We start from the raw sequence: 21,910 nt of genomic DNA, 5'->3' as shown, positions 1-21,910 counted from the left end.
CCCGCCCACCCGCCCCCTCCCTGCCCGGAAGCCCCGACCGCTTTGCCGAGGAGGCGGCGACCTATGCCATCACCGCCAGCCGCCCCGATCTGGATACGGGCGTCGCGGCGATCCGCAACACACTGAAAACGCTGGGGCCGGAGCCGGGCGTTTACCGCATGCTGGATGAGCGCGAGCAGGTTCTCTACGTGGGCAAGGCGCGCGCGCTGAAGAACCGGGTGACCAATTATACGCAGGTGGCCCGCCTGCCCCGCCGCTTGCAACGGATGGTTTCGCAAACGCGGCGGATGGAAATCGTGGTGACGCGATCCGAAGCGGAGGCGCTCCTGCTGGAAGCGCAGCTGATCAAGCGCTTCCGCCCGCCCTATAATGTGCTGCTGCGCGACGACAAGAGTTTCCCCTTCATCGCGCTGGAGGAAAGCCATGATTTTCCAAGGCTTTCCAAGCATCGCGGGGCGCGTAAGCCGCAGACGGAATATTTCGGCCCCTTCGCCTCTGCCGGGGCGGTGAACACCACGTTGAACGCCTTGCAGAAGGTGTTCCTGCTGCGATCCTGCTCCGACAGTTACATGGCCAATCGCACCCGGCCCTGTTTGCTGTTCCAGATCCGTCGCTGTTCCGCACCTTGCGTGGGGCGAATCGATCAGGCCGGTTACGCCGAGCTGGTGGAGGATGCGCGACAGTTCCTGACGGGCAAGAGCCAATCCGTGCAGAAGAAGCTGGGCGAGCGCATGGGCGCGGCGGCGGCCGAGCAGGATTATGAGCTGGCCGCCGTGCTACGGGACAGGCTGAAGGCGTTGACAGCCATTCAGGGCAGCCAGGCGATCAACGCCGAAACCGACGCCATCGACGCCGATGTGATCGCCCTGCACCAGCGCGAGGGCGTCGCCTGTGTGCAGGTGTTTTTCATTCGCGGCGGGCAGAACTGGGGCCATCGCGCCATCTTCCCGGCGCATGTGGGCGACGTGCCGGAGCCGGAGATTCTGGCGGCCTTTCTGGGGCAATTCTATAGCGAACTGGCCCCGGCCCGCCTGCTGCTGCTGGACCGCGACGTGCCGGAGGCGGACATATTGGCCGAGGCGCTGGCCACCCGCGCCGAGCATAAGGTGGAACTGCGCGTGCCGCAGCGCGGACATCTGAAGCGGCTGGTGGAACAGGCCGCGCGCAACGCCGAGGAAGCGGTGGAGCGACGGCTGGCCGAATCCACCACCCAGCGCCGCAATCTGGAGGCGCTGGCGGAATTCCTCGCGCTGTCCGCCCCGCCGGAGCGGATCGAGATTTACGACAACAGCCATATTCAAGGCAGCAACGCGCTGGGGGCGATGGTGGTGGCGACTCCGGAGGGGTTCGCCAAAAGCCAGTATCGCAAGTTCAACATGAAACAGGCCGATCTGACGCCGGGCGACGATTTCGCGATGATGAAGGCGATGCTGACGCGGCGTTTCACCCGGTTGCAGGCCGAATCGCCGGACGGCGGCGAGGATTGGCCGGACCTTCTGCTGATCGACGGCGGCAAGGGGCAGGTTTCCGCCGTGGTGGAGGTGCTGACGACGCTGGGCGTGGAGGATGTGCCCATCGTCGGGGTGGCGAAGGGGCCGGACCGCAACGCCGGGCGCGAAATATTCCACCTGCCGGACGGCCGCGAACTGACACTGCCGCCCAATGATCCGCTGCTGTTTTTCCTGCAGCGGCTGCGTGACGAATCGCACCGCTTCGTGATCGGCGCGCATCGCGGCAAGCGCAGCAAGGCGCTGACGGTTTCCACGCTGGATGAAGTGCCCGGCATCGGCCCGGCGCGGAAAAAGGCGCTGCTGATGCACTTCGGCACAGCCCGCGCGGTGAAGGGCGCGGCGCTGGAGGATCTGTTGAAAGCGCCGGGAATTAACCGGGCGACGGCCGAAGCGATATTCGAATATTTTCATCCAACACGCTGATATAAATTTATTTTTATTTTCCGTCGGATTCGTCCAAGCCAACAGTTGGAATATTAGTTAACGCTAGGACAGGGTTGGAATTAAGGCCAAACTTCACACAGCATGTGAAGACAAATGCTGCATGCCCGAGACGTGAGGACTGGCCTTCATCTGAGGGAGAGACCCGCATGAGCAATCGTTTCGTCGTCGATCTGGGCGACCTGAAGCTGGATGCGGCCGCAAAGCGCCGTATCTCCAACGCGTTGCAGACTGCCGCTCTGGGCGAACTCGCCCGGCTGGACAGCGTGATGGACGCGCCCTTCGCGGTGTTCGATCCGGTGCGAATCCGCGATCCGCAATGGTATGGAATCTGGGTGAAAACCCTGCGGGACCGCGCCGTTCTGCCCGAATTGGACATGGACATGAAGGCGATCCAGCAATTCGCGCGCGGCGGCTGAAGCCAGCATGTCCCGAACCGATGGCGGGCCGCTGGCCTGCCCCAGCGCGCGCGCCGAGCCGGGCAACCTGCTCTATGGCCGGGTGCAGGACGGCGAGGTGCAGCGGCTTGGCACGCCGCTGCCCGTCACGCCCGAGTTCGTCGAGGCCATATCCTCGCACGGCCCACCCGAACGACGCTTCCGCTTCACCGGCACTTGTCAGGAGGGGCGTTGCGCGCAGTGGACGGGCCGTGGCTGCGGCGTGATCGAGCGGGTGCTGGACGAGATGCGCCTGCCCGAGGCCCCTGCCCCGCTGCCGCGTTGCGCCATCCGCGCCGATTGCCGCTGGTATGCCCAACGCGGCGGAACCGCCTGCGCCGCCTGCACATTCGTCGTGACGGACAAGCGGCAGGCGGTAACAGCGGATCAGGGCTGAAGCGAAGGCGGCAGCGCGATTTGCATCGCCTGCACCAGAACCGCTTCGTCCTGCGGGCGGCTGTTCGGGAAATGCCCCGGCGCTTCGTAGAAGGCCGCCGCCACCAGCGGCGCGCCCTTCGGCGGCCAGAAGATGGCGACATCGTTCACCCGGTTCGGCATGCCCTTCGTCATGCCGGTGCCGGTCTTGTCACCGGCGGTCCATCCGGGCGGGGTGGCTGCGCGCAGCCGCCGCATACCCGTTTGCGTGTCCGCCATCCATTGCCCCAGCAGCTTGCGGCTGGCCGGAGTCAGCGCATCGTTCGTCAGCAGCCGTGCCACCGTTTCCGCCATCGCGCGCGGGGTCGTGGTGTCGCGCGGGTCGTTGCCGATCACCCGGTTCATCTCCGGCTCCATCCTGTCCAGCCGGGTCGCCTTGTCGCCCAGCGCGCGCAGGCGCTTCGTCACCCCGGCCGGGCCACCCAGCTGTTTGATCAGCAGGTTGGCGGCGACATTGTCGCTCGTCATCTGCGCTACGCGGGCCAGGTCACGGATGCGCATCGCCTTGCCCACATTGGGGCCGGTTTCCGGCGCGTGCGGCACCAGATCGGCCTGTGTAATGGGCAACAACGTGTCCAGCTTCAGTTCGCCGCGCTCGGCTGCCTGCAGCACCAGCCCCGCCAACGGCAGCTTGAAGGTGGAGCACATGCCGAACCGCTCATCCATTCGGTGCCCGATGATCTTGCCGGTGCCGGTATCCAGCAGCGCGAAGCCCAGCCGCCCGCCGGCCTGCGCCTCCAGCGCCTGCAGGTTCGCGGGCGCCATGCCGCCCAGCGCAAATCCGCCACAGCCCGCCATCAGCGATCGGCGCGTCAATCCATTCGCCATTTCCGCCACTCCCATTTCCGGCTATTCCCCGGCGCTCCGGCCCTGCTAAGCTTCAGCCGAACTGTCGAGGATCCGTCCATGATCGATCTCTACACGGCACCAACGCCGAACGGCTACAAGGTTTCCGTTACACTGGAAGAACTTGAGCTGCCCTATCAGGTGCACAGCGTGAACCTGACGCAGGCGGAACAAAAGACACCGGAATTTCTGGCGATGAACCCCAACGGGCGGATTCCAGTGATCGTGGATGATGGCTTCCCGGTGTTCGAATCCGGGGCGATCATGATCTATCTGGCGGAAAAGGCGGGCAAGTTGCTGCCAACGGATGTGCAGGGGCGCAGCCGGGTGATCCAGTGGCTGATGTTCCAGATGGGCGGCATCGGCCCGATGATGGGGCAAGCCAATGTATTCTACCGCTATTTCCCGGAGCGAATTCAGCCCGCGATCGACCGTTACCATGGCGAGGTGAAGCGGCTGTTCGGCGTGCTGGACCGGCATCTGGCGGACCATGAATGGCTGGCGGATGATTACAGCATCGCCGACATCGCCAACTGGTGCTGGACGCGGACCGCCCGCTGGTCCGGCGTCGATCCGGAACCTTATGAGCATATAACCCGCTGGCACCGCGCCATTGCCGCCCGGCCCGCAGCAATGCGCGGAATCGCGGTGCCGCAAAGCGTGGACATGACCACCAAAGACGAAGCGGCCGTGAAGAAAATCGCCGAGACCGCCCGCACCATGGTGGAGATGGGCAAAAACTGACGCGCCAAGGTGAGGCGCGCCGTCACGAAATCATCATCTCCGCCTGCCACCAGCGCCTTTTCCGGGAACAGGAACCGGCACGAAAGGGCGTTTGCATGAAAATCCGGCTGGTCATTGCGCTGCTGCTGGGCTCAATGGGCGTCATGCCTGCTGTTGCCGCCGAACGCCCCCTGTTGATCGCCCATCGCGGTGCGTCTGCGGACCGGCCCGAACATACGCTGATGGCCTATAAGCTCGCGATTGAGCAGGGCGCGGACGTGATCGAGCCGGATCTGGTCTCCACCAAAGACGGGCATCTGGTGGCGCGGCACGAGAATGAGATTTCCAGCACCACCAATGTGGCGGATCACCCCGAATTCGCCACCCGTCGCACGACGAAGCTGATCGACGGGCAAAAGATGGAAGGCTGGTTCACCGAGGATTTCACGCTGGCGGAGTTGAAGACGCTGCGCGCGAAGGAACGGTTGCCGCAATTGCGCCCGGCCAATGCCGCGTTCGACGGGCAGGAATCGATTCCGACGCTGGACGAGATTCTGGCGCTGGTGAAGACCGAGGAAGCGCGGCTGGGCCGCCGCGTCGGCCTGTATCCGGAAACCAAGCATCCCAGCTATTTCAGGGGGATCGGACTGCCTCTTGAGGAACCGTTGCTGGCGGCACTGGCGAAGGCGGGGTATCGCGAAAAGAGCGATCCCGTGTTCATCCAGAGCTTCGAGGTGGGCAATCTGCAGGCGATTCGTCCGCGCACGCGGCTGCGGCTGATCCAACTGATGGCACCGGAACAAGGCCCGCCGGACAAGCCCGGAGAGACCTATGCTGCGATGGCGACGCCTGCCGGGTTGAAGGCGATTGCACGCTATGCCGACGGGATCGGCGTGGAGCGGGCGATGGTGATTCCGCGCGGCGAGGGCGACAAGCTGGCCGCGCCGACCAGCCTTGTGGCGGATGCCCATACCGCCGGGTTGCAGGTACATGTGTGGACCTTCCGGCCGGAGAATTACTTCCTGCCCACCGAATTTCGGTCTGGGGCGGATTTGCGGGCGCGCGGAGACGAGGCTGGGGAAATCCGGGTGTTTCTGGCCGCCGGGATCGACGGGCTGTTCAGCGATTCCGTGACCGAGGCCGTGAAGGCGATCGGTCCGCGTCCCAAGGCCGCGCCTCACCCCTGAGGTCGCGCCAGTGGCGGCAGGCACGGCCCAACGACAGGTCGGTTCGCCCGCGCGCGGCTTTCAGCAGCATGGCCTTCGCTGCTGCGATGATGTCGTCCGGGTCTGTCGCGTCTGGTTGCCAGGCTTCCAGCACGGAGAGGTCGTTCAGCGTGCCGAGGTCTTCCTGAAGCTTTTTCAGGGCTGAGGAGAAGGGCTTTCTGGAATCCTGAACCGGAGATATTTCAATACAGTATCTGAGTTTTTTCAGGGTTTTCCGGAATTCGTGACGATCCTCGTCGCTCAGGGTCGAAAGTCTGTCGCCCAGTTTCGCCGCGCGTGCCCACAGCTTGCGCAGCGCGCGTGCCGCAAGGGCTTCCACCGGCTTGTCCTCCCGCCGAGGCTCCGGCTTCCAGCCGCCGATGGCAGAGAGTTCGATCAGCCGGATGACGAAAGATGTCGCCTGCAGCCGGGCCAGCTCGGATCGTGCGTGTGTGCGCGCAACGCTGTTCGCCGCCTGTAATGCCGTCGCCAGTGCGGGATCATCGGAAACGGCCATCAGCTCCGCCGTCAGCACGTCGCTATCCCGCAGCGGCGCGACGGCGCGGCCGATCTCCCGTGCCACCTCACGGATCAGCAAGGAGATGTTGGCTGCCAGCAACGGCCGGTGCATGCGTTCGGCCGCGCGCAGGCGGCGCAGCGCGACGCGCAACTGGTGCGGGCCTTCCGGCTGATCCGACGAGAGGGTGAGCGCCAGATTGGCGGCGATGGCCCGCGCCGCCGAGCCGAGTGCGAGACGCCAGCTGGCTTCCCCGCTGGTTCCGGCATCGGGCACCGGCGGCTTGCTTGCGGCCACTTTCAGGCGGCGGGGGCTGCCAGCGGCGAGCGCTTCACCGCGTGCAGCCTTGTTCGGGATAGAGAGGTCAGCGGGCAGATTGCCAATCAGTTGCCGCGCCACCGCGAACAGGGCTTCGGGCGAGCCACCCAGCAGTTCGAACTCGACTTCCGAGATCGGATCGCGCGCCGGGCCTGCGCGAATCTCGCCCCGGTCCAGCGCCACTTCCACCAACCCATTGGCATGCTGCACCCGCCACAGCCGTCGCGACACGCGGGTTTCGAAGCGCGGCAGCAGCGGGCTTTCGGCCGCAACTTCCTGAATTCGAGCGCGCAAGAGCGGATCGGCCACCATATCCGGCCTTGGCACCGGCGTTGCCAAACGGCAGCTGACTTCGCGCACCTGATGGAAGCCGCCCAGCTGTGTGCGCCCGGCCTTCACCGTCTGCACCAGCTGGCCGTCCTCCCGCCGCACGCGGAAGGCGATTCCCTCTTGTGCGAGCCGCCTGTCGGCCGTGTCGAAATAAATGGCAGCCAGCTTCAGCGGCGCGGATGCAGGCCCGGCCAGCCGGTTCAGCCGCCGCGCCAGTGTCGCCGCGACGAGCGGCGCAAGCCCGGCCTTCAGTTCGATTTCAACGCCGGTCACGCTCTTGCCTCCGCTCGTGCCGACCGATCAGTCACGCCGCCGTCTGTCGGACGATCAGCAGGTTCATCCGCGCGGCCGCGATCGGCCTGTTGCGATCGCTTTGCCAGGCTTCCACCCGCACATTGGCCACCCGCCGCCCGATCCGCATCAGGAAGGCTTCCGCGAATGTATCTTCCAGCGCGCCTTCGCGAAGATAATCCACCGTGACGTTGATCGGCTTCACCTGCGCGGATACTCCCGCCAGCGCCGCCCGCACCGCCAGATTGCCGGCGATTTCCATCAGCCCTGCCACGGAACCGCCGTGCAACCGCCCCGGCGAGCCGATCAGCGAGACATCATAGGGCATTACCAACGCCCCTCCCTGCTGGCGCAGCCCCAGCATCGCTGCATAGGGCGGAAGTTGATCGGGCAAGGTCATGCCGAAGTTCCTGCCGGTTTCGTCATCAGCATGAAGGTTCCGGTTATGTGGGCGATGGGGTGATCCGGCTCTCCGTCATGGGCGATGCCGCGCACGAAGGCGACGCTGCGCGAGATTTTGTAGCATTCCACCCGGCCGATCACCGTTTTACCCGGTTCCGCCGGGCGCAGATAATCGCAGCGCAGGTCCAGCGTGGCATGATGTTCGAAACGACCCAGCTTCACCAGAACCGAAAAACCCGCCGCCGAATCCATCAGCGAGAACACCGCCCCGGACGCGATCACCCCGGTTTCGGGATAGGCCACCAGCTGCGGCGCATAGGGCATTTCCAGTTCCGCCCAATCCGCGCCCATCGCGCGGAAACGAATTCCCAACGCCTGCAGATGCGGCACGGCGGCCATGGCGCGATCCACATAGCGCGTCATCCGCTGTTCGGGCGTGAGGTCTGCGCTCATGCGGCCAGCCTTTGTGCGGCTTCGCGCACGCGGGCGATCATGTTGGGCACCCCCTGCGTGCGGTTGGCAGACAGATGGCGCTTCAGGCCCAGCGCCTCCAGCTGTGCCTCGATGGGGGTGGAGAGGATGGCGGCGGGCGTCTGCCCATCGACAAGGCTGACGATGGCTGCGACGACGCCGCGGGTGATGTCGGCGTTGCTGTCTGCCTGAAATCGCAGCAAGCCATTGTCTTCAAGGGGATAGACCCACACATCGGCCGAGCAGCCGGGCACCTTGGTGGCGGATGTTTTCAACGCGGGGTCCATCGGCGGCAGGCGGCGGCCGAATTCGATCAGCGCGCGATAGCGATCATCGCTGTCCAGCGCGGCATCCCATTCATCGGCCAGATCGGAAAACAGAAGAGGCATGGCAACCGGATAGAGCCGGCCACCATGCCCTTCAAGCCTCCCAACCCGGGAAAGCGAAACGGAAAGCGTCAGATCAGTGGGCGGTCATTCTCGCCCGTGGGGCGGCGCGTGGGGATTGCGCGCAGCTTCTCGATCTCGTCAGACAATTGGCGGCCCGGGTCTGTCGCCAGCTTTTCCAGCGTGGCAACGCGTTCCTTCAAGGCCGTGATTTCCTTGCGCAGCAGCGGCGCTTCGTCATTCACCTGCCCCATCCGCACATAGGGGTTTTCCGGCGAATATTTTTCCCAGCGCCGTGTTTCCTTGTTCCAGCGCCCACCGCTCATCACCTTGCCGATCATCACGATGGCGACGATCAGGACAACGGCTTCCAAGAAATCCATGTTGCAAACTCCCCCGGCCCCGCCGGTAAAACTCAGTGGCGCAGATCGTCGATTTCGCGGCTCAGGCGGCGGCCTTCATCGGTGGCGATGCGTTCCAGCGTGTGCAGCCGATCCTTGATCGCGCCGAGTTCAGCCTGAAGCTGGGCGTTTTCCGATGTGAGCAGGCGCAGCCGTTCGGTGGTTTCGTTGCTGTGCACCGGCTTAATCTCCTGCCCCCAGCCGCCTTCCAGCGGATAGCCATGCTTCACGCGCAGCCAGGTGGTGACCACCCAGCCGACAACCCCGGCAATACCGATCAGCGCGAAGGCAGGAGACGTCAGAAATTCCATCATTTCAGATCCTTACTGATCGATCCGGGGCGGCGTGGCGGAACCGATACGGCTGATGCCCAGCGAGTCGATCTCGTCTGCCAAAGCCGTGCGCTTGTCCGTCACGATCCGCTCCAGCACGGCGATGCGGGCTTCCAGCTTTTCGATCCGGGCCTGCGCCACGTTGGTCAGTTCCGTGGAGCTTTTCTCCATCAGGTCCATCTTGCGGTCCTGAACATGGCGCCAGTTCTTCATGACGATGGCGATGATCGGGATCATCAGTGCGATCACGGGCACGATGAACGGTGTGTTGAACATATCCAGTCCCTCTTTATCCGGCGGTTGTTACTGGTGCTTCAGATCGTCGATTTCGCGGGCGAGGCGGCTGTTCGGGTTGGTGTAAGCCAACTCGATGTCGCGCAGGCGGCGATCGATGTCGCGGAAGCTGGAGCGCACTTCCCGGATGGAACGGCCGGGGGCGGCGCGGGTCTTTTGCCAGAACTGCTTGTCTTCCGGGTCCACCTCTTCAAGGTAGAAATTGCCGGGCTTCGGATCGGCGATCCAGCCGATGGCCAGATAGGCGATCAGCGGAAACGGGAAACCGAACAGGGTTATCGCGACCGTCGCCACCCGCACCCATGTTACGTCGAAGCCGGTGTAGTCGGCGATGCCTGCGCAGACGCCCATGAACTTGCGATTTTGCTTGTCCAGGTAGAAACCAGTGCGGCGAGACATTTCCCTAATCCCTTCTGTTGCAGCTTGTTGCTTGCTTTTGTTCAGATCGAGCGGTCACGACGGAATTGCGGGTGCAGTTCCACATTCGTTGTGCCCGCCCTCAGGTCGTTGATCCGCGCGAGGTCTTCGCGGTCGACTGCGACAATGCGTTCGATGGTCGCCATCCGATCATCCAGACGGCGGGCGAGATCATGCAGTTCGTCCAGCAGATTCTCGTCTTCCTCTGTGATGGTTTTCGCCTGCTTCCACTTGGTGGTGTAGTGCAGGAACAGCCATGGCATCCCTATGAAGATGCTGATGACGGCAACGATCGGCGCGAAATCATCCATCGCCCTGCCCTCCTCAATGCTTTTGCTGCATGCGCGCCTTCAGCTCGGCGAGCTCGGCGGCGACGGCATCATTGGTGCGCAGCTCCAGAATTTCCTCTTCAAGGCTCTTGGGCACGGGGGCAAGATCATAGACCTCGGCGCGGCCTTCGGCCATGTCCACCCGGCGTTCCAGCACTTCGAAGCGGCTGAAGGCTTCGTCTACCCGGCTGCCGCGTGTCATGGCGCGGGCGCGGGCGCGGCTTTGCGCCCCTTCCAACCGGGTCATCAGCGCGTTCTGGCGGCTGCGCGCTTCGCGCAGCTTGGCTTCCAGCTTGGCGATGTCATCCTCGAAGGCGCGCAGGGTCTCATCCAGCACCTCCACTTCGCCCTTCAGCATGTTGGCCGTCTGGCCCACCTTCTGCTTTTCCATCAGCGCGGCGGTGGCCAGATCTTCGCGATCCTTGGACAGCGCCAGCTCGGCCTTTTCGGCCCAGTTCGCCTGCGCCTGATCCAGCTTCATCACCGTGCGGCGCATTTCCTTCTGGTCTGCAATGGTGCGCGCGGCCTGCGCCCGCACTTCCACCAGAGTCTCTTCCATTTCCATGATGACGAGACGGATGGTCTTGGCGGGATCTTCGGCCTTGTCGAGCAGGTCGCTCACATTGGCCTGGATGATGTCGCGCGCGCGGGAGAAGATACCCATTGTCAGCTCCTGGAAGATATCCCCATTCCGATCGGGGATGAGTTCGGGGTGGAGTATAGCCGGTTTCTCGGGTTCGGCGACCACAAGAAACTGGCCCGGACGGGGCGACGAGAGAGGGGATAAAGCCCCCCCGTCCGGGCCAGGTTCCGCCTGCTCATGCCGCATGTGCGGCCTCGGGACTGAGAGCAGACGGGATTGCGGAAACCGAAGATGCAGCCGGGGCGGCAATGGCAGGGCCGGCAGCCACCAGCACGTTCAGCCCACCGACCATGATGGCGATGATGCCGAACAGCGGCAGGCGGATGAGATGGGTGAAACGGGCGCTCATGGCCAAACTCCTGAACTTAGATGCCATGTGCAGTGCAGCTTCCGTGCCAAGTTTTTTGGTTGGAAAATACCATTTGGAAACAATGAGTTGACTTGCTCATCAGAATTGCTCGCGTCCCAATATTTCGTGCATTTCGCGAACTGTTGGAAAATCCCGCCAATTCGGCTAATCCTTCGGCATGCCTGAAAAACCCACCCAGTTGATCGGCCAGTCCGGCCCCTTTCTGGATGCGGTGGAGCGCGCCAGCGCCGCCGCGCAGCTGAGCCGCCCGGTGCTGGTGGTGGGGGAGCGCGGCACCGGCAAGGAAATGATCGCGGAACGGCTGCACCGCCTGTCGCCGCGTTGGGAAGAGCCGCTGATCAGCCTGAACTGCGCGGCGCTGCCGGAAACGCTGCTGGATGCCGAACTGTTCGGTTATGAAGCCGGTGCGTTCACCGGGGCGGTGAAGGCGCGGGCCGGGCGCTTCGAGGAAGCGGATGGCGGGACTTTGTTTCTGGACGAAGTGGGGATGCTGACGGCCGCCGGGCAGGAGCGGCTGCTGCGCGTGGTGGAATATGGCGAGATGACGCGGCTGGGCAGCACCCGGCCGATTCAGGTGGATGTGCGGGTGGTGGCGGCTACCAACGAAGATCTGCCCAAGCTGACGGAAACGGGCAAGTTCCGCGCCGACTTGCTGGATCGCCTGTCCTTCGAAGTGATCACCCTACCGCCGTTGCGAGCCCGGCGCGAGGATGTGCGGCAGCTGGCGGATTTCTTTGGCCGCCGCATGGCATCCGAACTGGGCTGGCGCGGCTTTCCCGGCTTCACGCCGCGCATCCTGGAGGAACTGGAGGCGCATGACTGGCCCGGAAACGTGCGCGAACTGAAGAATGCGGTGGAGCGCGCCTGCTATCGCTGGGGCGAGGCCGACCGACCCATTGGCGCGCTCGATCTGGACCCGTTCGACAGCCCGTGGCGGCCGAAGGGGGCGTTTGCTGCCCCCCTGCCCGCGCCTGATGCCTCGCCACCGGCGGAACCGCGCGCTTCGGAGGCACCGGAGCCGATCCCGGCGGATTTCCGCGGCGCGGTTGCTGCTTATGAAAAGCGGCTGCTGGAACAGTCGCTTGCGGCTTCCCGCCACAATCAGCGCAAGGCGGCGCAGATGCTGGGGCTAAGCTATGACCAGCTGCGCCACGCCATGAAGCGGCACAAGTTGCTAGCAGGCGAACCGCAGGGCTGAGTCTTCGGCAATCATGGTCTTTGCATAGCCGTTGGCTTTGCTGCGTTTTTCGCGGTCCCCTCCCCGCCGCTGCCCCTCCCCCCGCTCAGGCAGAGCTTGTCGAAGCCCATGGAGCATGCGCGCACCGGCTCGGCCATTGAGCTTTCGCGTTTGGGGCTTCGACAAGCTCAGCCTGAGCGGGACAGGGGAAGCGGGGCGGAGAAAGCGGGACGGGAACAGGGCAAGCGATGCCTGTTTACACAGGATGCAGTTGCTAAATCCCTTATGCCTCCGCCGCCTCCTCGCCCACCGGGGCGGGCGGGTGCAGCAGCAGCTTTTCCACCCGGCGTCCGTCGCTGGAGGCGATCTCCAGAGTCCAGCCATTGGCGTGGGTCAGCTTCTCGCCAACCTCCGGCACCCGGCCCGCCATCAGGAACGACAGGCCGCCCAGCGTGTCCACTTCGTCGCCCAGATCATGGTCGATGAAGCTTTCGCCCACGGCCTTTTCCAGATCGTCCAGATCGAGCCTTGCGTCGGCTTCGATGGTGCCGTCCGGCAGTTTCGTCAGCAGCGCGGCTTCTTCCTCGTCATGCTCATCCTCGATCTCGCCGACGATTTCCTCGACGATATCCTCGATGGTGACGAGCCCGTCCGTGCCGCCATATTCATCGACGACGATCGCCATATGCGTGCGCTTGCGGCGCATTTCCGTCAGCAGATCGACCACCGGCATAGAGGGCGGCACGAACAGCACCGGGCGCAGCAAATCCTCCAGCGTGGGCAGCGGCCCGCCGGGGCGGCGGCCGAAGCGCTCCGCGATCACCGCGAAAACATCCTTCACATGCAGCATGCCCAGCACGGAATCGAGCTTGCCGTCATACACCGGCAGGCGGCTGTGCCCGGCTTCAAGGAACTGGCGCACCACGGCCTTGAAGTCGCTGTCTTTGGAAATGGCGGTGATGTCGGACCGGGGAACGGCAATGTCGCCCGCGTGCTGCTCCGTCAGGTGCAGCATGTTCCTGAGCATGGTGCGCTCGTCCAGATCGAGATCGTCCGGGTCTGCGCTTTCTTCCAGATGCTCGTCGATCGCTTCCTCGATCGATTCCCTCAGCGAAGCCGATTGCTTCAGGTGCAGCAGGTCGCGGACGGCGCTCCACAGGCCGCCCGCGCTTCTAGGGGAAGGGTCGCTCATTGTCTCTCATCCACTGCGGCCCAGCCGGTTTCGGCATAGGGGTTCGCGATTCCAAGCCCCGCGAGAATGCGGGTCTCAAGGGCTTCCATGGCCTCTGCCGTTTCATCATCCAGATGATCATGGCCGAGGAGGTGAAGGGTGCCATGCACCATCAGGTGCAGCATATGGGCATCGACGGAGATGCCCTTTTCATCCGCTTCGCGCGTGACGGTTTCCGCGCCCAGCGCCAGATCGCCCAGCAGCAGGTCCGTCTCTCCGGCGGCCAGCCAGCGTTCCAGATCGTCTGGCGCGTGCATGGGGAAGCTCAGCACGTTGGTGGGCTTGTCCTTGCCGCGATAATCGCGGTTCAGCCGCTGCATTTCCGCGTCATCCGTCAGCCGCACAGAGACTTCGACCAGCGCATCCGACAGTTGCACCAGCCTGCCCTGCCCCGCGCCATCCAGCGCAGCGCGAACCGCCGTTTCGGCCAGCGTTTCCCAATCGGCGTCTTCGTCCCAATCCCCGCCGACTATGTCACAGTCGACGTCAAGCATCGGGGCCTGCCTGTTGCGGCCCTTCGTAACGGTCCACGATCTGTCCGACGATGGGGTGACGCACGACATCCTTCGAGGAGAAGCGCTGCACAGCCAGCCCCTTCACCCCTTCCAGCCGCTGCACGGCATCCGCCAGCCCGCTTTTGCCTGCATCCGGCAAATCGACCTGATTGGGGTCTCCGCAGATGACCATGCGGCTGCCTTCACCGAAGCGGGTGAGGAACATTTTCATCTGCATCGGCGTGGTGTTCTGCGCTTCGTCCAGAATGACGAAGGCGTGGGCCAGCGTGCGGCCGCGCATGAAGGCGATGGGCGCAATCTCGATCTCGCCGCTGGCGATGCGCCGCTCCACCTGTTCTGAGGGCAGCATATCATAGAGCGCATCATAAAGCGGGCGGAGATAGGGATCGACCTTCTCTTTCATGTCGCCGGGCAGGAAGCCCAGCCGCTCGCCCGCTTCCACCGCCGGGCGGGAGAGGATCAGCCGGTCCACCGAGCCTGCAACCAGCTGGCTGACGGCCTGCGCCACCGCCAGATAGGTCTTGCCGGTGCCGGCCGGCCCCAGCGCGAAAATCATGTCATGCTTCGACAGCGCTTGCACATAGGCCGCCTGCGCCGCGTTGCGGGCCATGATCGTCTTGCGACGGGTGCGGATCATCGCGGGCGGGCCGCCGGGGCCTGCGCCTTCCACACCCTCTGCCGGGGCATCGGCCGCCATCACGATGGCCGCTTCCACGTCGGCACCATCCACCGGCAGGCCGCGTTCCAGCCGGGCATAAAGGTCTGTCAGCACGTCGCGGGCGCGGGCGATGCCCACCGGCTCGCCTTCAACCGCCACCCGGTTGCCGCGGGCAGCGATATAGACGCCCAGCCGGTTCTCGATGGTGATCAGATTCTGGTCGAACTGCCCGAACAGGCTGCCGAGCAGCGCGGGGCGGTCGAACTCCAATTCCAGCCGCGCGCGGCCGGGGGTTTCGGGGATGTTGGCCGGTTCGGCGTGACGCTTCGCCATCAGGCAGCCGTCTTCATGGTCAGCAAATGTCCCTCCAGACTGTTCGGGCCGGCCGAAACCAGCTCCACGCGCACAAGATCGCCGACGCTGAGCGACGGATCGGTCACCACCACGGATTGCAGCCATGGCGACTTGCCGATCCACTGCCCGGCGTGGCGCCCGCGCCGCTCGATCAGGATGTCACAGCTGCTGCCGACGCTCTGGCGGTTAAAGGCCAGAGACTGTTCCTGCAGCAGCGTCTGCAGCCGGTGCAGCCGCTCGCTTTTCACATCCTCGTCGATCTGGTCCGTGCGCTCGGCCGCCGGGGTGCCGAGGCGCGGGGAATATTTGAAGCTGAACGCCTGCGCATAGCCCACGCGTTCCACGAGGCTGAGCGTGTCGGCGAAATCTGCCTCCGTCTCGCCGGGGAAGCCGACGATGAAATCCGAAGTGATGGCGAGATCGGGCCGCGCAGCGCGGAAACGGTCGATCAGGCCGAAGTAGAAGTCGCGGTCATGCTTGCGGTTCATCGCCGCCAGCACCCTGTCTGAGCCGGACTGCACCGGCAGGTGCAGATAGGGCATCAGTTGCGGGATGTCCGCGTGGGCGCGGATCATCGCCTCCGTCACGTCGCGCGGGTGGCTGGTGGTATAGCGGATGCGATCCACGCCGGGCAGCGCGGCGATGGCTTCCACCATCTGCCCGAAGCCCTTGTTGCCATCGGCCCACGCGTTCACATTCTGCCCCAGCAGGGTGATTTCGCGCACGCCGCCCTCCACCAGCTGCCGCGCTTCTGCAAGGATCGCGTCGAGCGGGCGGGAGGCTTCGCCGCCGCGCGTATAGGGCACCACGCAGAAGGCGCAGAATTTGTCGCAGCCTTCCTGCACCGTGAGGAAGGCAGAGGGGCCACGCTTGCGACGGGCGGGCAGCACATCGAACTTGGGGGATATCGGCATGTCCAGATCGACCAGCCCGGTTTCGCCCGCCGATTGCCGCGCCAGCAGCTCCGGCAGGCGGTGATAGGCCTGCGGACCCACCACCAGATCCACGGCTTTCGCGCGGCGGATGATTTCCGCGCCCTCCGCCTGCGCCACGCAACCCGTCACGGCGATCACCGGCTTGCGGCCATCCTCGCGGGCGCGGGCGGAAATGCGACCCACCTCATGATAGAGTTTCTCCGCCGCCTTTTCGCGGATGTGGCAGGTGTTCAGGATCAGCACATCGGCCGTCTCGCCGTCGGATTCGCCGGATTCGGCCATGCCATGGGCCTGCAACGCCTCGCTCATACGCTCGGCGTCGTACACATTCATCTGGCATCCGAAAGACTTAATGGCGAAACTTCGAGTCAATTATCAATCCTCATCCGGGGCTAATCCTGCCCCCGCATCAACTTGCGATAGCCTTGGGATATCACGTCGTGGCAGTATCGCGCGAGGGCCTTCCTGTTGGGAAAATCGCGCGGCTGCACCGGGGCGTGGCACAGGATATGCGCCTCGATCCGGCCCAGCTTCATCACGTCCAGCGCGTGCGGCGCGAACTCCATGTCGCCGATCCATGCAATGTCCAGCAACCGCTGTCGGGTGAGCGGCAAGCCGTTCAACCGTGTGTAGGCAATGGTGACGGGCTGGATCGGCACCTCGCGCATCGCCTCGCCCTCTGCCACGGCGAACAGGCTGGTCTTGAAGGGCAGCACATGCACGCCGTCTCCGCTGGTGCCTTCCGGGAACAGGATCACATTGCTGTGCGCCTTCAGCCGCGCAACAATGCTGCCGGCCTGCTCGCCCGCCTGCTGACGCCGCTCCCGCTCCACATAGATGGTGTCCTGAAGGTTCGCGAGATGGCCAACTAGGCCCATGCCGCCCACTTCGGACTTCGCGACGAACGAACCTTTCAGATGCGCGCCCAGCACCGGGATATCCAGCCACGAGATATGGTTGGCCACATAGAGCACGCCGCCATCCAGCGGATCGCCCTGCAAGGTGCTGCGCACGCCCAGCGAGCGGCTGACCACCTTGTGCCACAGCATGGGAATCTGCTTCGCGCCGCGCCGGTCGATCAGCCGGTGCACATGCGCCGGGCCGATCAGCGTGCCCGTTGCCGCAAGCGCGCCTGCCATGGTTTTCACATGGCCCAGCTTCTGGAACGGCGGCGACGCCAGACGGCCCTGCTTGCGGGCACCCGGCCAGTCTGCGCGCGTCGGGTCCGGCATGCCGGGGGTCAGCCCCTGTCCTTCCCGCCCTTCAGTGGAACGCCGTAAAGCTCCATCCGGTGATCGACGAGCCGGAAGCCCAGCCGCTCGGCGATTTCCGCCTGCAGCTTTTCGATCGCTTCATCATGGAATTCGATGACGTCGCCGGTTTCGATGTTGATCAGATGATCATGATGCTCGTCCGGCGTGGGTTCATAGCGGGAGCGTCCGTCGCGGAAATCATGCCGCTCCAATATGCCCGCTTCTTCGAACAGGCGCACGGTGCGGTAGACGGTGGCGATGGAAATGCCCTTGTCCACGGCGGCGGCGCGACGGTGCAGTTCCTCCACATCGGGATGGTCCCGCGCTTCGGACAACACCCGCGCGATCACGCGGCGCTGCTCGGTAATCCGCAGACCCTTGGCCTGACACAAGGCTTCGATGTCGATCGTCCCGGGCATCAAGTCTTCCAGCTATGGGGGCGATCCTGCTCCCCTGCACAGGAATAGTGACATGATGTCGCAAGGGCAAGCTATGGGCGGCAAGGCGCGCACCGCTCCGACACGCGGTTAAATGGAAGGCGGCGGCCCGGCCGCCGCCTTCACGCATCACTTCTTGCGGGTGCGGCTCTTGCTGGTGCCCAGCCCGATGGACTTGGCGAGCTGGCGGCGGGCTTCGGCATAATTGGGGGCGACCATCGGATAATCGGCGGGCAGGCCCCACTTGGCGCGATAGTCGTCCGGCGTCATGCCATAAGCCGTCATCAGGTGACGCTTCAGCATCTTCAGCTTCTTACCGTCTTCCAGGCAGATGATATAATCGGGCTTGATGGACGAGCGGATCGGCACGGCCGGTTCCAGCTTCACTTCCGGCGCAGGAGCAGGTGTGCCCAGCCCGGACAATGTCGCGAAGACATTCTGGATCAGTTGCGGCAGGTCATTCACTGCCACGCTGTTGTTGGCGACATGGCTGGAAACGATATCCGCCGTCAGCGCCAACAGGTCGTTGTGCTCGATCACGTCAGTCATGATATTGTCCTTGAAACCGGTGTTCAAAATTCACGCTACATTTTATCGGCCGCGAAGTGCGTCCGGCAGGCACAGCCTGCCAGTCAAACATCTGCACTGCCGCCGCGACCTTATCCTTGATTAAGCGGACGGCGGCCCCAATCGCAGCTTGCAACAAATGTTTCAAGTGCTGTTGCGACGAACTTCAGTGCAGAGTGCGCCGAATTACTGAAGGAAGGATGCAAAGGTGATCGCATCAATACTGTCGCCAACGACGGTTCGGTAATAGGCCGGCCGACGGCCTTCCTGCCGCAGTCCGGCAGACAGATACAGCGCCATCGCCGCTTCATTTCCCTGCCGCACTTCCAGAAACAGCCGCTTGCCGCCGCGCTTGCGGGCCGAATCCGCGACCTGCTCCATCATCCGCAGGCCGATGCGGCGGCCGCGCCACGCGGGCGAGACTGCGCACAGCAGCAGTTCCACTTCATCCAGCACCTGCCGGTTCAGCGCGAACGCCACCAGTTCCTGCCCGGCATGGCAGAGATCGAGCCAGGCATTGCCGCCCGCCAGAAGATTGGCGATCTGCAACTCTGTCCATGCTTCGCGATATTGCGGATCGAATGAACTCGCAGCCAGCGCCGCCACCGCCGGGCTTGCGACGATGCCGCCCTCGCTCCAGCGCAACTGGTCTGGCTCAGGCAGGTTCGGCTGCACGGACATACAGAAGCTCTGCCGCGCCGAGCGCGCCGGGTTCAAGCTGCGCCAGCGCGGCGGCGCGTGGAGGCTGCGCGGCAACGCCGTCGCGCATCAGCGCGGGCGCGCTGCCCGCGACATGGTCATAGCCATTCGCCAGCCCGGCTGCCTCGTCCGGGGAGATGGCGACCGGCGGCAGGATGGTGCGCCGCCCTGCCCCTTCGAAGCCTTCGGCCCAAATCTGCCCGCGCGGCGCTTCCAGCACCACCAGTAGCCGCCCGTCGTTCGGCGCGGTGGCCGCCGCCAGCTGCGTGGAACGCACGCCGAACAGCGACGCCCCCCACGCCAGCGCCAATGCGCGGGCCGCTGCAAGCCCCACCCGCAAGCCGGTGAAGCTGCCCGGCCCGGTTTCCACCACCACATGCTCCGGGCGGCAGGCCGGGCCGCCGAACGGGGCCAGCAGCTCGGCGATGGCGGGCACCAGCGCTTCGGCATGGCCCTTCACCATGGCCTGATCCCTGTGCGCCAGCAGCCGCCCGTCCTGAAGCAGCGCGAGGGACAGGTCATGCCCCGTCGCGATCACCAGTGTGCGGCCGGTCAGGCGATCCGGCATGCGTCCTCGAAGCTGAGGCGCGGCAGGCGCGGGAACAGCTTCTGGCCGGTGCCCTTGCCGATGGAGCAGATGAAATTGGTTTCAACCTTCGTGCCAGCCCAGAAGGCGGCGTCCACGCCAGCCTTGTCGAAGCCGGACATCGGCCCGGCATCCAGCCCCAGCGAACGGGCGGCCATGATCAGATAGGCCCCCTGCAGCGAGGAGTTGCGGAACGAGGATTCGCGGATCGCGGGCTCATTCCCGGCGAACCAACTGCGCGCATCGGCGTGCGGGAACAGTTCGGGCAGCTTTTCGTGGAACTCCATGTCCATGCCGATGATGACGGTGAGCGGCGCGAGCCGGATCTTGCCTTCATTATTGCCGGACGACACCGAAGCCAGTTTCGCGCGGGCTTCCGTGCTGGTGCAGAAGATGAAGCGCGCCGGGTTGCTGTTGGCCGCCGTGGGGCCGAACTTCAGCAGTTCATACAGCTGGCGGATCAGCGTTTCCGGCAGCGGATCGGGCTCCCAATCATATTGGGTGCGGGCTTCGGTGAACAATTGCTCAAGCGCGGAATCGGGAAGTGGTGAATGCATCAGACAGCCCTGACCTCTGTGACTTCGGGAACATAATAACGCAGCAGATTTTCAATCCCGCCCTTCAGCGTCGCGGTGGACGAGGGGCAGCCCGCGCACGATCCGCGCATGTGCAGGAACACGATTCCCTTCTGGAACCCGCGATAGACGATGTCGCCGCCGTCATTGGCGACGGCCGGGCGGATGCGCGTATCCAGCAAGTCGCGGATTTGCGTCACGATTTCGGCATCGGCCGGATCGTCGAAGGTTTCGGCCTCGGCCTCCTCACCCAGCAGCAGTGGTGCGCCGCTGGCGAAATGATCGACCAGCGCGCCCAGCACGTCCAGCTTCAGAAGCGGCCAGTCGGCACTGCCCGGGGCCTTGGTGACGCTGATGAAATCGGGGCCGAAATACACCCTCTCCACATCGCCCAGCGCGAACAGAGCGCGGGCGAGCGGCGAGCGCTCTGCGTCTTCGGGAGAGGCGAAGTCCACGCCCTCCCCCGGTGACACTTCGCGGCCGGGAAGGAATTTCAGCGTGGCCGGGTTTGGGGTCTGCTCGGTTTCGATCAGCATGAGGCGCTCCTTGGCTGCTCCGCAGATGGCGCGCAAGTCGTCTCCAATCAAGACTGAAACAGTCTTGTTTTCTTATGTCAGCCGATCAATGTCGGCATCGCTGACTCCACCGGGCACGATCATCACCATGCAGGGCAGCGTTCCCGCCCGTTCGCCCGCGAAGAAATGCACCAGCGGACCCGGCTTGCCGGAAGCCGCCGCCGCCAGCACCAATGCGCGGATCGAGCGATCTGTCGTCACCACTTCCAGCACTGCGTCTGTCGCGCGGCCGCGCATCAGCCGCACCATGGGGCGAAGGCCTGTCAGCGCCTCAACCTCTGCCGCCTTGCCGCCCAGCAGGGCCTGTGCGCCCTGTTCGGCTTCAGCCTCCATATCCTGCTGCACACCGCCCCATTGCTGAAACTGGCTGGGGGAAAGCACATGCAGCAGGCAGACGCGCGCGCCGGTATGCTGCGCCCGGAGCGCGGCATAGCGCAGCGCCTTCCCGGATTCCGGCGTCTCATCGACAACCACCAGAAAAGTCTCGGCCGTTTCGTTCATCTGCCTGATGCGCCCCCGATTTTCGGCTTGCACATTAGCAGATGCACAGCCCGGCTGTCAGCGGTTTTGCGGCACCTTCACCACTGCGCTTCGGCTGGAGGCACCGGGGAAGTCCTGAAACATCGCCGACACGAGGTTGGGCATGGTAGAGGGCAGATCGTTCACGCGCGTCGTCGTCTGCGCCCGGCCTTCGAACACGGGCGTTTTATCGGCGGTGCGCTTGATCGTCACATCAAGGAACGCCGGATAGACGGTGAAGCTGTAAACGTCTGGCTGGTTCCACGGATCCCAGAAGGGATCGCCCCACGGCCCCCACCAGCCACCGGGGCGGCCATACCAGCCACCACGGCCATACCAGCCCCATGTGGAGGGCGTGGCCGGGCGCGTGGCGATGCGCTCGCGGCCCGGGCCGGAACCGAAATCGACCAGCACGGTAAGGTAGGCCTGTTCGGGCGAAGCCGCCTGCTGGAAGCCGTGCTTCTGCAGTTCGGTGGCGATCAGGCCCGAGTAAGCGGCGAATTCAAGGCTGCCCTGCCGATCCGGCGATGCGGGCTGGATCGTGAAGGTCTGCCCCTGCGCCGGCGGCATGGACTGGAAGCTCTGCACCCGCGCTTCGAACGGCTGGGCGCAGGCCGCCAGCAGGGCAAGGCCCGCCGCAAGCAGCATGTTGGCCGTGAATCTGGCCGGGCGATTGGTGAGGCGAGCGATCATGATCGTTAATCCATTCAGGGGCTTCGGACCTTATCAG

31 protein-coding genes are annotated in these 21,910 nt (G+C 64.6%); 6 read left to right on the top strand and 25 right to left on the bottom strand.

Features of this window, described 5'->3' with window-relative positions; all coding sequences use genetic code 11:
* Positions 1 to 20: 20 nt before the first annotated feature.
* The 3 genes from uvrC (at position 21) to FJQ54_RS03990 (ending at position 2,786) form a co-directional block, all read left to right on the top strand.
* Entirely contained in the window at positions 21 to 1,934 is a 1,914-nt protein-coding gene (gene uvrC / locus FJQ54_RS04000; RefSeq protein ID WP_140927137.1) for an excinuclease ABC subunit UvrC, read from the top strand.
* Between the two features lie 167 nt (positions 1,935 to 2,101).
* The gene (locus FJQ54_RS03995) at positions 2,102 to 2,371 is read left to right on the top strand and encodes a hypothetical protein (RefSeq protein ID WP_140927063.1); all 270 of its coding nucleotides are present in this window, start codon (positions 2,102 to 2,104) and stop codon (positions 2,369 to 2,371) included.
* A 7-nt stretch (positions 2,372 to 2,378) separates the two neighbouring features.
* Complete coding sequence (locus FJQ54_RS03990; RefSeq protein ID WP_140927061.1) at positions 2,379 to 2,786, top strand: hypothetical protein; 408 nt, start codon at positions 2,379 to 2,381, stop codon at positions 2,784 to 2,786.
* Here FJQ54_RS03990 and bla read toward each other — a convergent pair.
* A complete protein-coding gene (bla, locus tag FJQ54_RS03985; RefSeq protein ID WP_181159960.1) occupies positions 2,777 to 3,652 on the bottom strand; it encodes a class A beta-lactamase in 876 nt (291 codons plus the stop codon). The genes FJQ54_RS03990 and bla overlap by 10 nt on opposite strands.
* A gap of 78 nt (positions 3,653 to 3,730) precedes the next feature.
* On the opposite strand from bla, the gene FJQ54_RS03980 reads away from it, so the two are divergent.
* Together FJQ54_RS03980 and FJQ54_RS03975 are read left to right on the top strand one after the other, a co-directional pair.
* Positions 3,731 to 4,414 (top strand): glutathione S-transferase family protein, encoded by a 684-nt coding sequence (locus FJQ54_RS03980; protein WP_140927057.1) that lies wholly within the window; start codon positions 3,731 to 3,733, stop codon positions 4,412 to 4,414.
* A 95-nt stretch (positions 4,415 to 4,509) separates the two neighbouring features.
* Positions 4,510 to 5,580 carry a glycerophosphodiester phosphodiesterase gene (locus FJQ54_RS03975; RefSeq protein ID WP_140927055.1) on the top strand — a complete coding sequence of 357 codons (1,071 nt, stop codon included), beginning with the start codon at positions 4,510 to 4,512 and terminating at the stop codon, positions 5,578 to 5,580.
* Here FJQ54_RS03975 and FJQ54_RS03970 read toward each other — a convergent pair.
* The 11 genes from FJQ54_RS03970 to FJQ54_RS17405 all read right to left on the bottom strand — a co-directional run bounded on the left by FJQ54_RS03970 (position 5,513) and on the right by FJQ54_RS17405 (position 11,078).
* Positions 5,513 to 7,036 (bottom strand): CYTH and CHAD domain-containing protein, encoded by a 1,524-nt coding sequence (locus tag FJQ54_RS03970; RefSeq protein ID WP_140927053.1) that lies wholly within the window; start codon positions 7,034 to 7,036, stop codon positions 5,513 to 5,515. The two genes, FJQ54_RS03975 and FJQ54_RS03970, sit on opposite strands and share 68 nt — an antisense overlap.
* 31 nt (positions 7,037 to 7,067) lie before the next feature.
* A complete protein-coding gene (locus FJQ54_RS03965) occupies positions 7,068 to 7,454 on the bottom strand; it encodes a PaaI family thioesterase (RefSeq protein ID WP_140927051.1) in 387 nt (128 codons plus the stop codon).
* Complete coding sequence (locus tag FJQ54_RS03960) at positions 7,451 to 7,909, bottom strand: PaaI family thioesterase (RefSeq protein WP_235890301.1); 459 nt, start codon at positions 7,907 to 7,909, stop codon at positions 7,451 to 7,453. Before FJQ54_RS03960 ends, FJQ54_RS03965 begins: the two co-directional genes overlap by 4 nt.
* Positions 7,906 to 8,316: a SufE family protein gene (locus tag FJQ54_RS03955; protein WP_140927049.1), complete on the bottom strand. Its 411-nt coding sequence runs from the start codon at positions 8,314 to 8,316 to the stop codon at positions 7,906 to 7,908. The genes FJQ54_RS03960 and FJQ54_RS03955 overlap by 4 nt, the downstream gene beginning before the upstream one ends.
* A 68-nt stretch (positions 8,317 to 8,384) precedes the next feature.
* On the bottom strand, positions 8,385 to 8,696 hold the full coding sequence (locus FJQ54_RS03950) for a hypothetical protein (RefSeq protein ID WP_140927047.1): 312 nt from the start codon (positions 8,694 to 8,696) through the stop codon (positions 8,385 to 8,387).
* Between the two features lie 32 nt (positions 8,697 to 8,728).
* Positions 8,729 to 9,028 (bottom strand): hypothetical protein, encoded by a 300-nt coding sequence (locus FJQ54_RS03945; protein ID WP_140927045.1) that lies wholly within the window; start codon positions 9,026 to 9,028, stop codon positions 8,729 to 8,731.
* Between the two features lie 9 nt (positions 9,029 to 9,037).
* Complete coding sequence (locus FJQ54_RS03940) at positions 9,038 to 9,322, bottom strand: hypothetical protein (RefSeq protein WP_140927043.1); 285 nt, start codon at positions 9,320 to 9,322, stop codon at positions 9,038 to 9,040.
* A gap of 27 nt (positions 9,323 to 9,349) precedes the next feature.
* The gene (gene pspC, locus FJQ54_RS03935) at positions 9,350 to 9,739 is read right to left on the bottom strand and encodes an envelope stress response membrane protein PspC (RefSeq protein ID WP_140927041.1); all 390 of its coding nucleotides are present in this window, start codon (positions 9,737 to 9,739) and stop codon (positions 9,350 to 9,352) included.
* A gap of 41 nt (positions 9,740 to 9,780) precedes the next feature.
* Positions 9,781 to 10,068, bottom strand: a complete 288-nt coding sequence (pspB, locus tag FJQ54_RS03930; protein WP_140927039.1) for an envelope stress response membrane protein PspB — start codon at positions 10,066 to 10,068, stop codon at positions 9,781 to 9,783.
* Between the two features lie 13 nt (positions 10,069 to 10,081).
* Complete coding sequence (pspA, locus tag FJQ54_RS03925; RefSeq protein WP_140927037.1) at positions 10,082 to 10,750, bottom strand: phage shock protein PspA; 669 nt, start codon at positions 10,748 to 10,750, stop codon at positions 10,082 to 10,084.
* Between the two features lie 154 nt (positions 10,751 to 10,904).
* Positions 10,905 to 11,078, bottom strand: a complete 174-nt coding sequence (locus FJQ54_RS17405) for a hypothetical protein (RefSeq protein WP_181159959.1) — start codon at positions 11,076 to 11,078, stop codon at positions 10,905 to 10,907.
* Positions 11,079 to 11,256: 178 nt separating this feature from the next.
* On the opposite strand from FJQ54_RS17405, the gene pspF reads away from it, so the two are divergent.
* Positions 11,257 to 12,297, top strand: coding sequence for a phage shock protein operon transcriptional activator (pspF, locus tag FJQ54_RS03920; RefSeq protein WP_140927035.1), 1,041 nt, complete (start codon positions 11,257 to 11,259; stop codon positions 12,295 to 12,297).
* Positions 12,298 to 12,559: 262 nt separating this feature from the next.
* Here pspF and FJQ54_RS03915 read toward each other — a convergent pair whose 3' ends face one another.
* The 13 genes from FJQ54_RS03915 to FJQ54_RS03855 form a co-directional block, all read right to left on the bottom strand.
* The gene (locus FJQ54_RS03915; RefSeq protein WP_140927033.1) at positions 12,560 to 13,468 is read right to left on the bottom strand and encodes a hemolysin family protein; all 909 of its coding nucleotides are present in this window, start codon (positions 13,466 to 13,468) and stop codon (positions 12,560 to 12,562) included.
* A complete protein-coding gene (gene ybeY, locus FJQ54_RS03910) occupies positions 13,465 to 14,001 on the bottom strand; it encodes an rRNA maturation RNase YbeY (protein ID WP_140927031.1) in 537 nt (178 codons plus the stop codon). The genes FJQ54_RS03915 and ybeY overlap by 4 nt, the downstream gene beginning before the upstream one ends.
* Positions 13,994 to 15,013 (bottom strand): PhoH family protein, encoded by a 1,020-nt coding sequence (locus tag FJQ54_RS03905; RefSeq protein WP_140927029.1) that lies wholly within the window; start codon positions 15,011 to 15,013, stop codon positions 13,994 to 13,996. Before FJQ54_RS03905 ends, ybeY begins: the two co-directional genes overlap by 8 nt.
* Positions 15,013 to 16,341 carry a tRNA (N6-isopentenyl adenosine(37)-C2)-methylthiotransferase MiaB gene (miaB, locus tag FJQ54_RS03900; RefSeq protein WP_268920554.1) on the bottom strand — a complete coding sequence of 443 codons (1,329 nt, stop codon included), beginning with the start codon at positions 16,339 to 16,341 and terminating at the stop codon, positions 15,013 to 15,015. Before miaB ends, FJQ54_RS03905 begins: the two co-directional genes overlap by 1 nt.
* 20 nt (positions 16,342 to 16,361) lie before the next feature.
* Positions 16,362 to 17,201 (bottom strand): 1-acyl-sn-glycerol-3-phosphate acyltransferase, encoded by an 840-nt coding sequence (locus FJQ54_RS03895; protein ID WP_140927025.1) that lies wholly within the window; start codon positions 17,199 to 17,201, stop codon positions 16,362 to 16,364.
* Between the two features lie 8 nt (positions 17,202 to 17,209).
* Positions 17,210 to 17,641: a Fur family transcriptional regulator gene (locus tag FJQ54_RS03890; protein ID WP_140927023.1), complete on the bottom strand. Its 432-nt coding sequence runs from the start codon at positions 17,639 to 17,641 to the stop codon at positions 17,210 to 17,212.
* Between the two features lie 147 nt (positions 17,642 to 17,788).
* Positions 17,789 to 18,208 (bottom strand): MucR family transcriptional regulator, encoded by a 420-nt coding sequence (locus FJQ54_RS03885; protein WP_140927021.1) that lies wholly within the window; start codon positions 18,206 to 18,208, stop codon positions 17,789 to 17,791.
* A 204-nt stretch (positions 18,209 to 18,412) separates the two neighbouring features.
* The gene (locus tag FJQ54_RS03880; RefSeq protein ID WP_140927019.1) at positions 18,413 to 18,907 is read right to left on the bottom strand and encodes a GNAT family N-acetyltransferase; all 495 of its coding nucleotides are present in this window, start codon (positions 18,905 to 18,907) and stop codon (positions 18,413 to 18,415) included.
* Positions 18,882 to 19,493, bottom strand: coding sequence for a tRNA (adenosine(37)-N6)-threonylcarbamoyltransferase complex dimerization subunit type 1 TsaB (tsaB, locus tag FJQ54_RS03875; protein WP_140927017.1), 612 nt, complete (start codon positions 19,491 to 19,493; stop codon positions 18,882 to 18,884). The genes FJQ54_RS03880 and tsaB overlap by 26 nt, the downstream gene beginning before the upstream one ends.
* Entirely contained in the window at positions 19,478 to 20,068 is a 591-nt protein-coding gene (locus tag FJQ54_RS03870; RefSeq protein ID WP_140927015.1) for a malonic semialdehyde reductase, read from the bottom strand. The genes tsaB and FJQ54_RS03870 overlap by 16 nt, the downstream gene beginning before the upstream one ends.
* A complete protein-coding gene (locus FJQ54_RS03865) occupies positions 20,068 to 20,622 on the bottom strand; it encodes a NifU family protein (protein WP_140927013.1) in 555 nt (184 codons plus the stop codon). The genes FJQ54_RS03870 and FJQ54_RS03865 overlap by 1 nt, the downstream gene beginning before the upstream one ends.
* Before the next feature lie 72 nt (positions 20,623 to 20,694).
* Positions 20,695 to 21,162 carry a universal stress protein gene (locus tag FJQ54_RS03860; RefSeq protein WP_140927011.1) on the bottom strand — a complete coding sequence of 156 codons (468 nt, stop codon included), beginning with the start codon at positions 21,160 to 21,162 and terminating at the stop codon, positions 20,695 to 20,697.
* A gap of 57 nt (positions 21,163 to 21,219) precedes the next feature.
* Positions 21,220 to 21,873 (bottom strand): DUF4136 domain-containing protein, encoded by a 654-nt coding sequence (locus FJQ54_RS03855; RefSeq protein ID WP_235890300.1) that lies wholly within the window; start codon positions 21,871 to 21,873, stop codon positions 21,220 to 21,222.
* Between the last annotated feature and the right edge of the window lie 37 nt (positions 21,874 to 21,910).

Source organism: Sandaracinobacter neustonicus, assembly GCF_006385875.1.
GTDB classification, from domain to species: Bacteria; Pseudomonadota; Alphaproteobacteria; order Sphingomonadales; family Sphingomonadaceae; genus Sandaracinobacteroides; species Sandaracinobacteroides neustonicus.
This window is presented reverse-complemented; position numbering and strand designations above follow the sequence as displayed.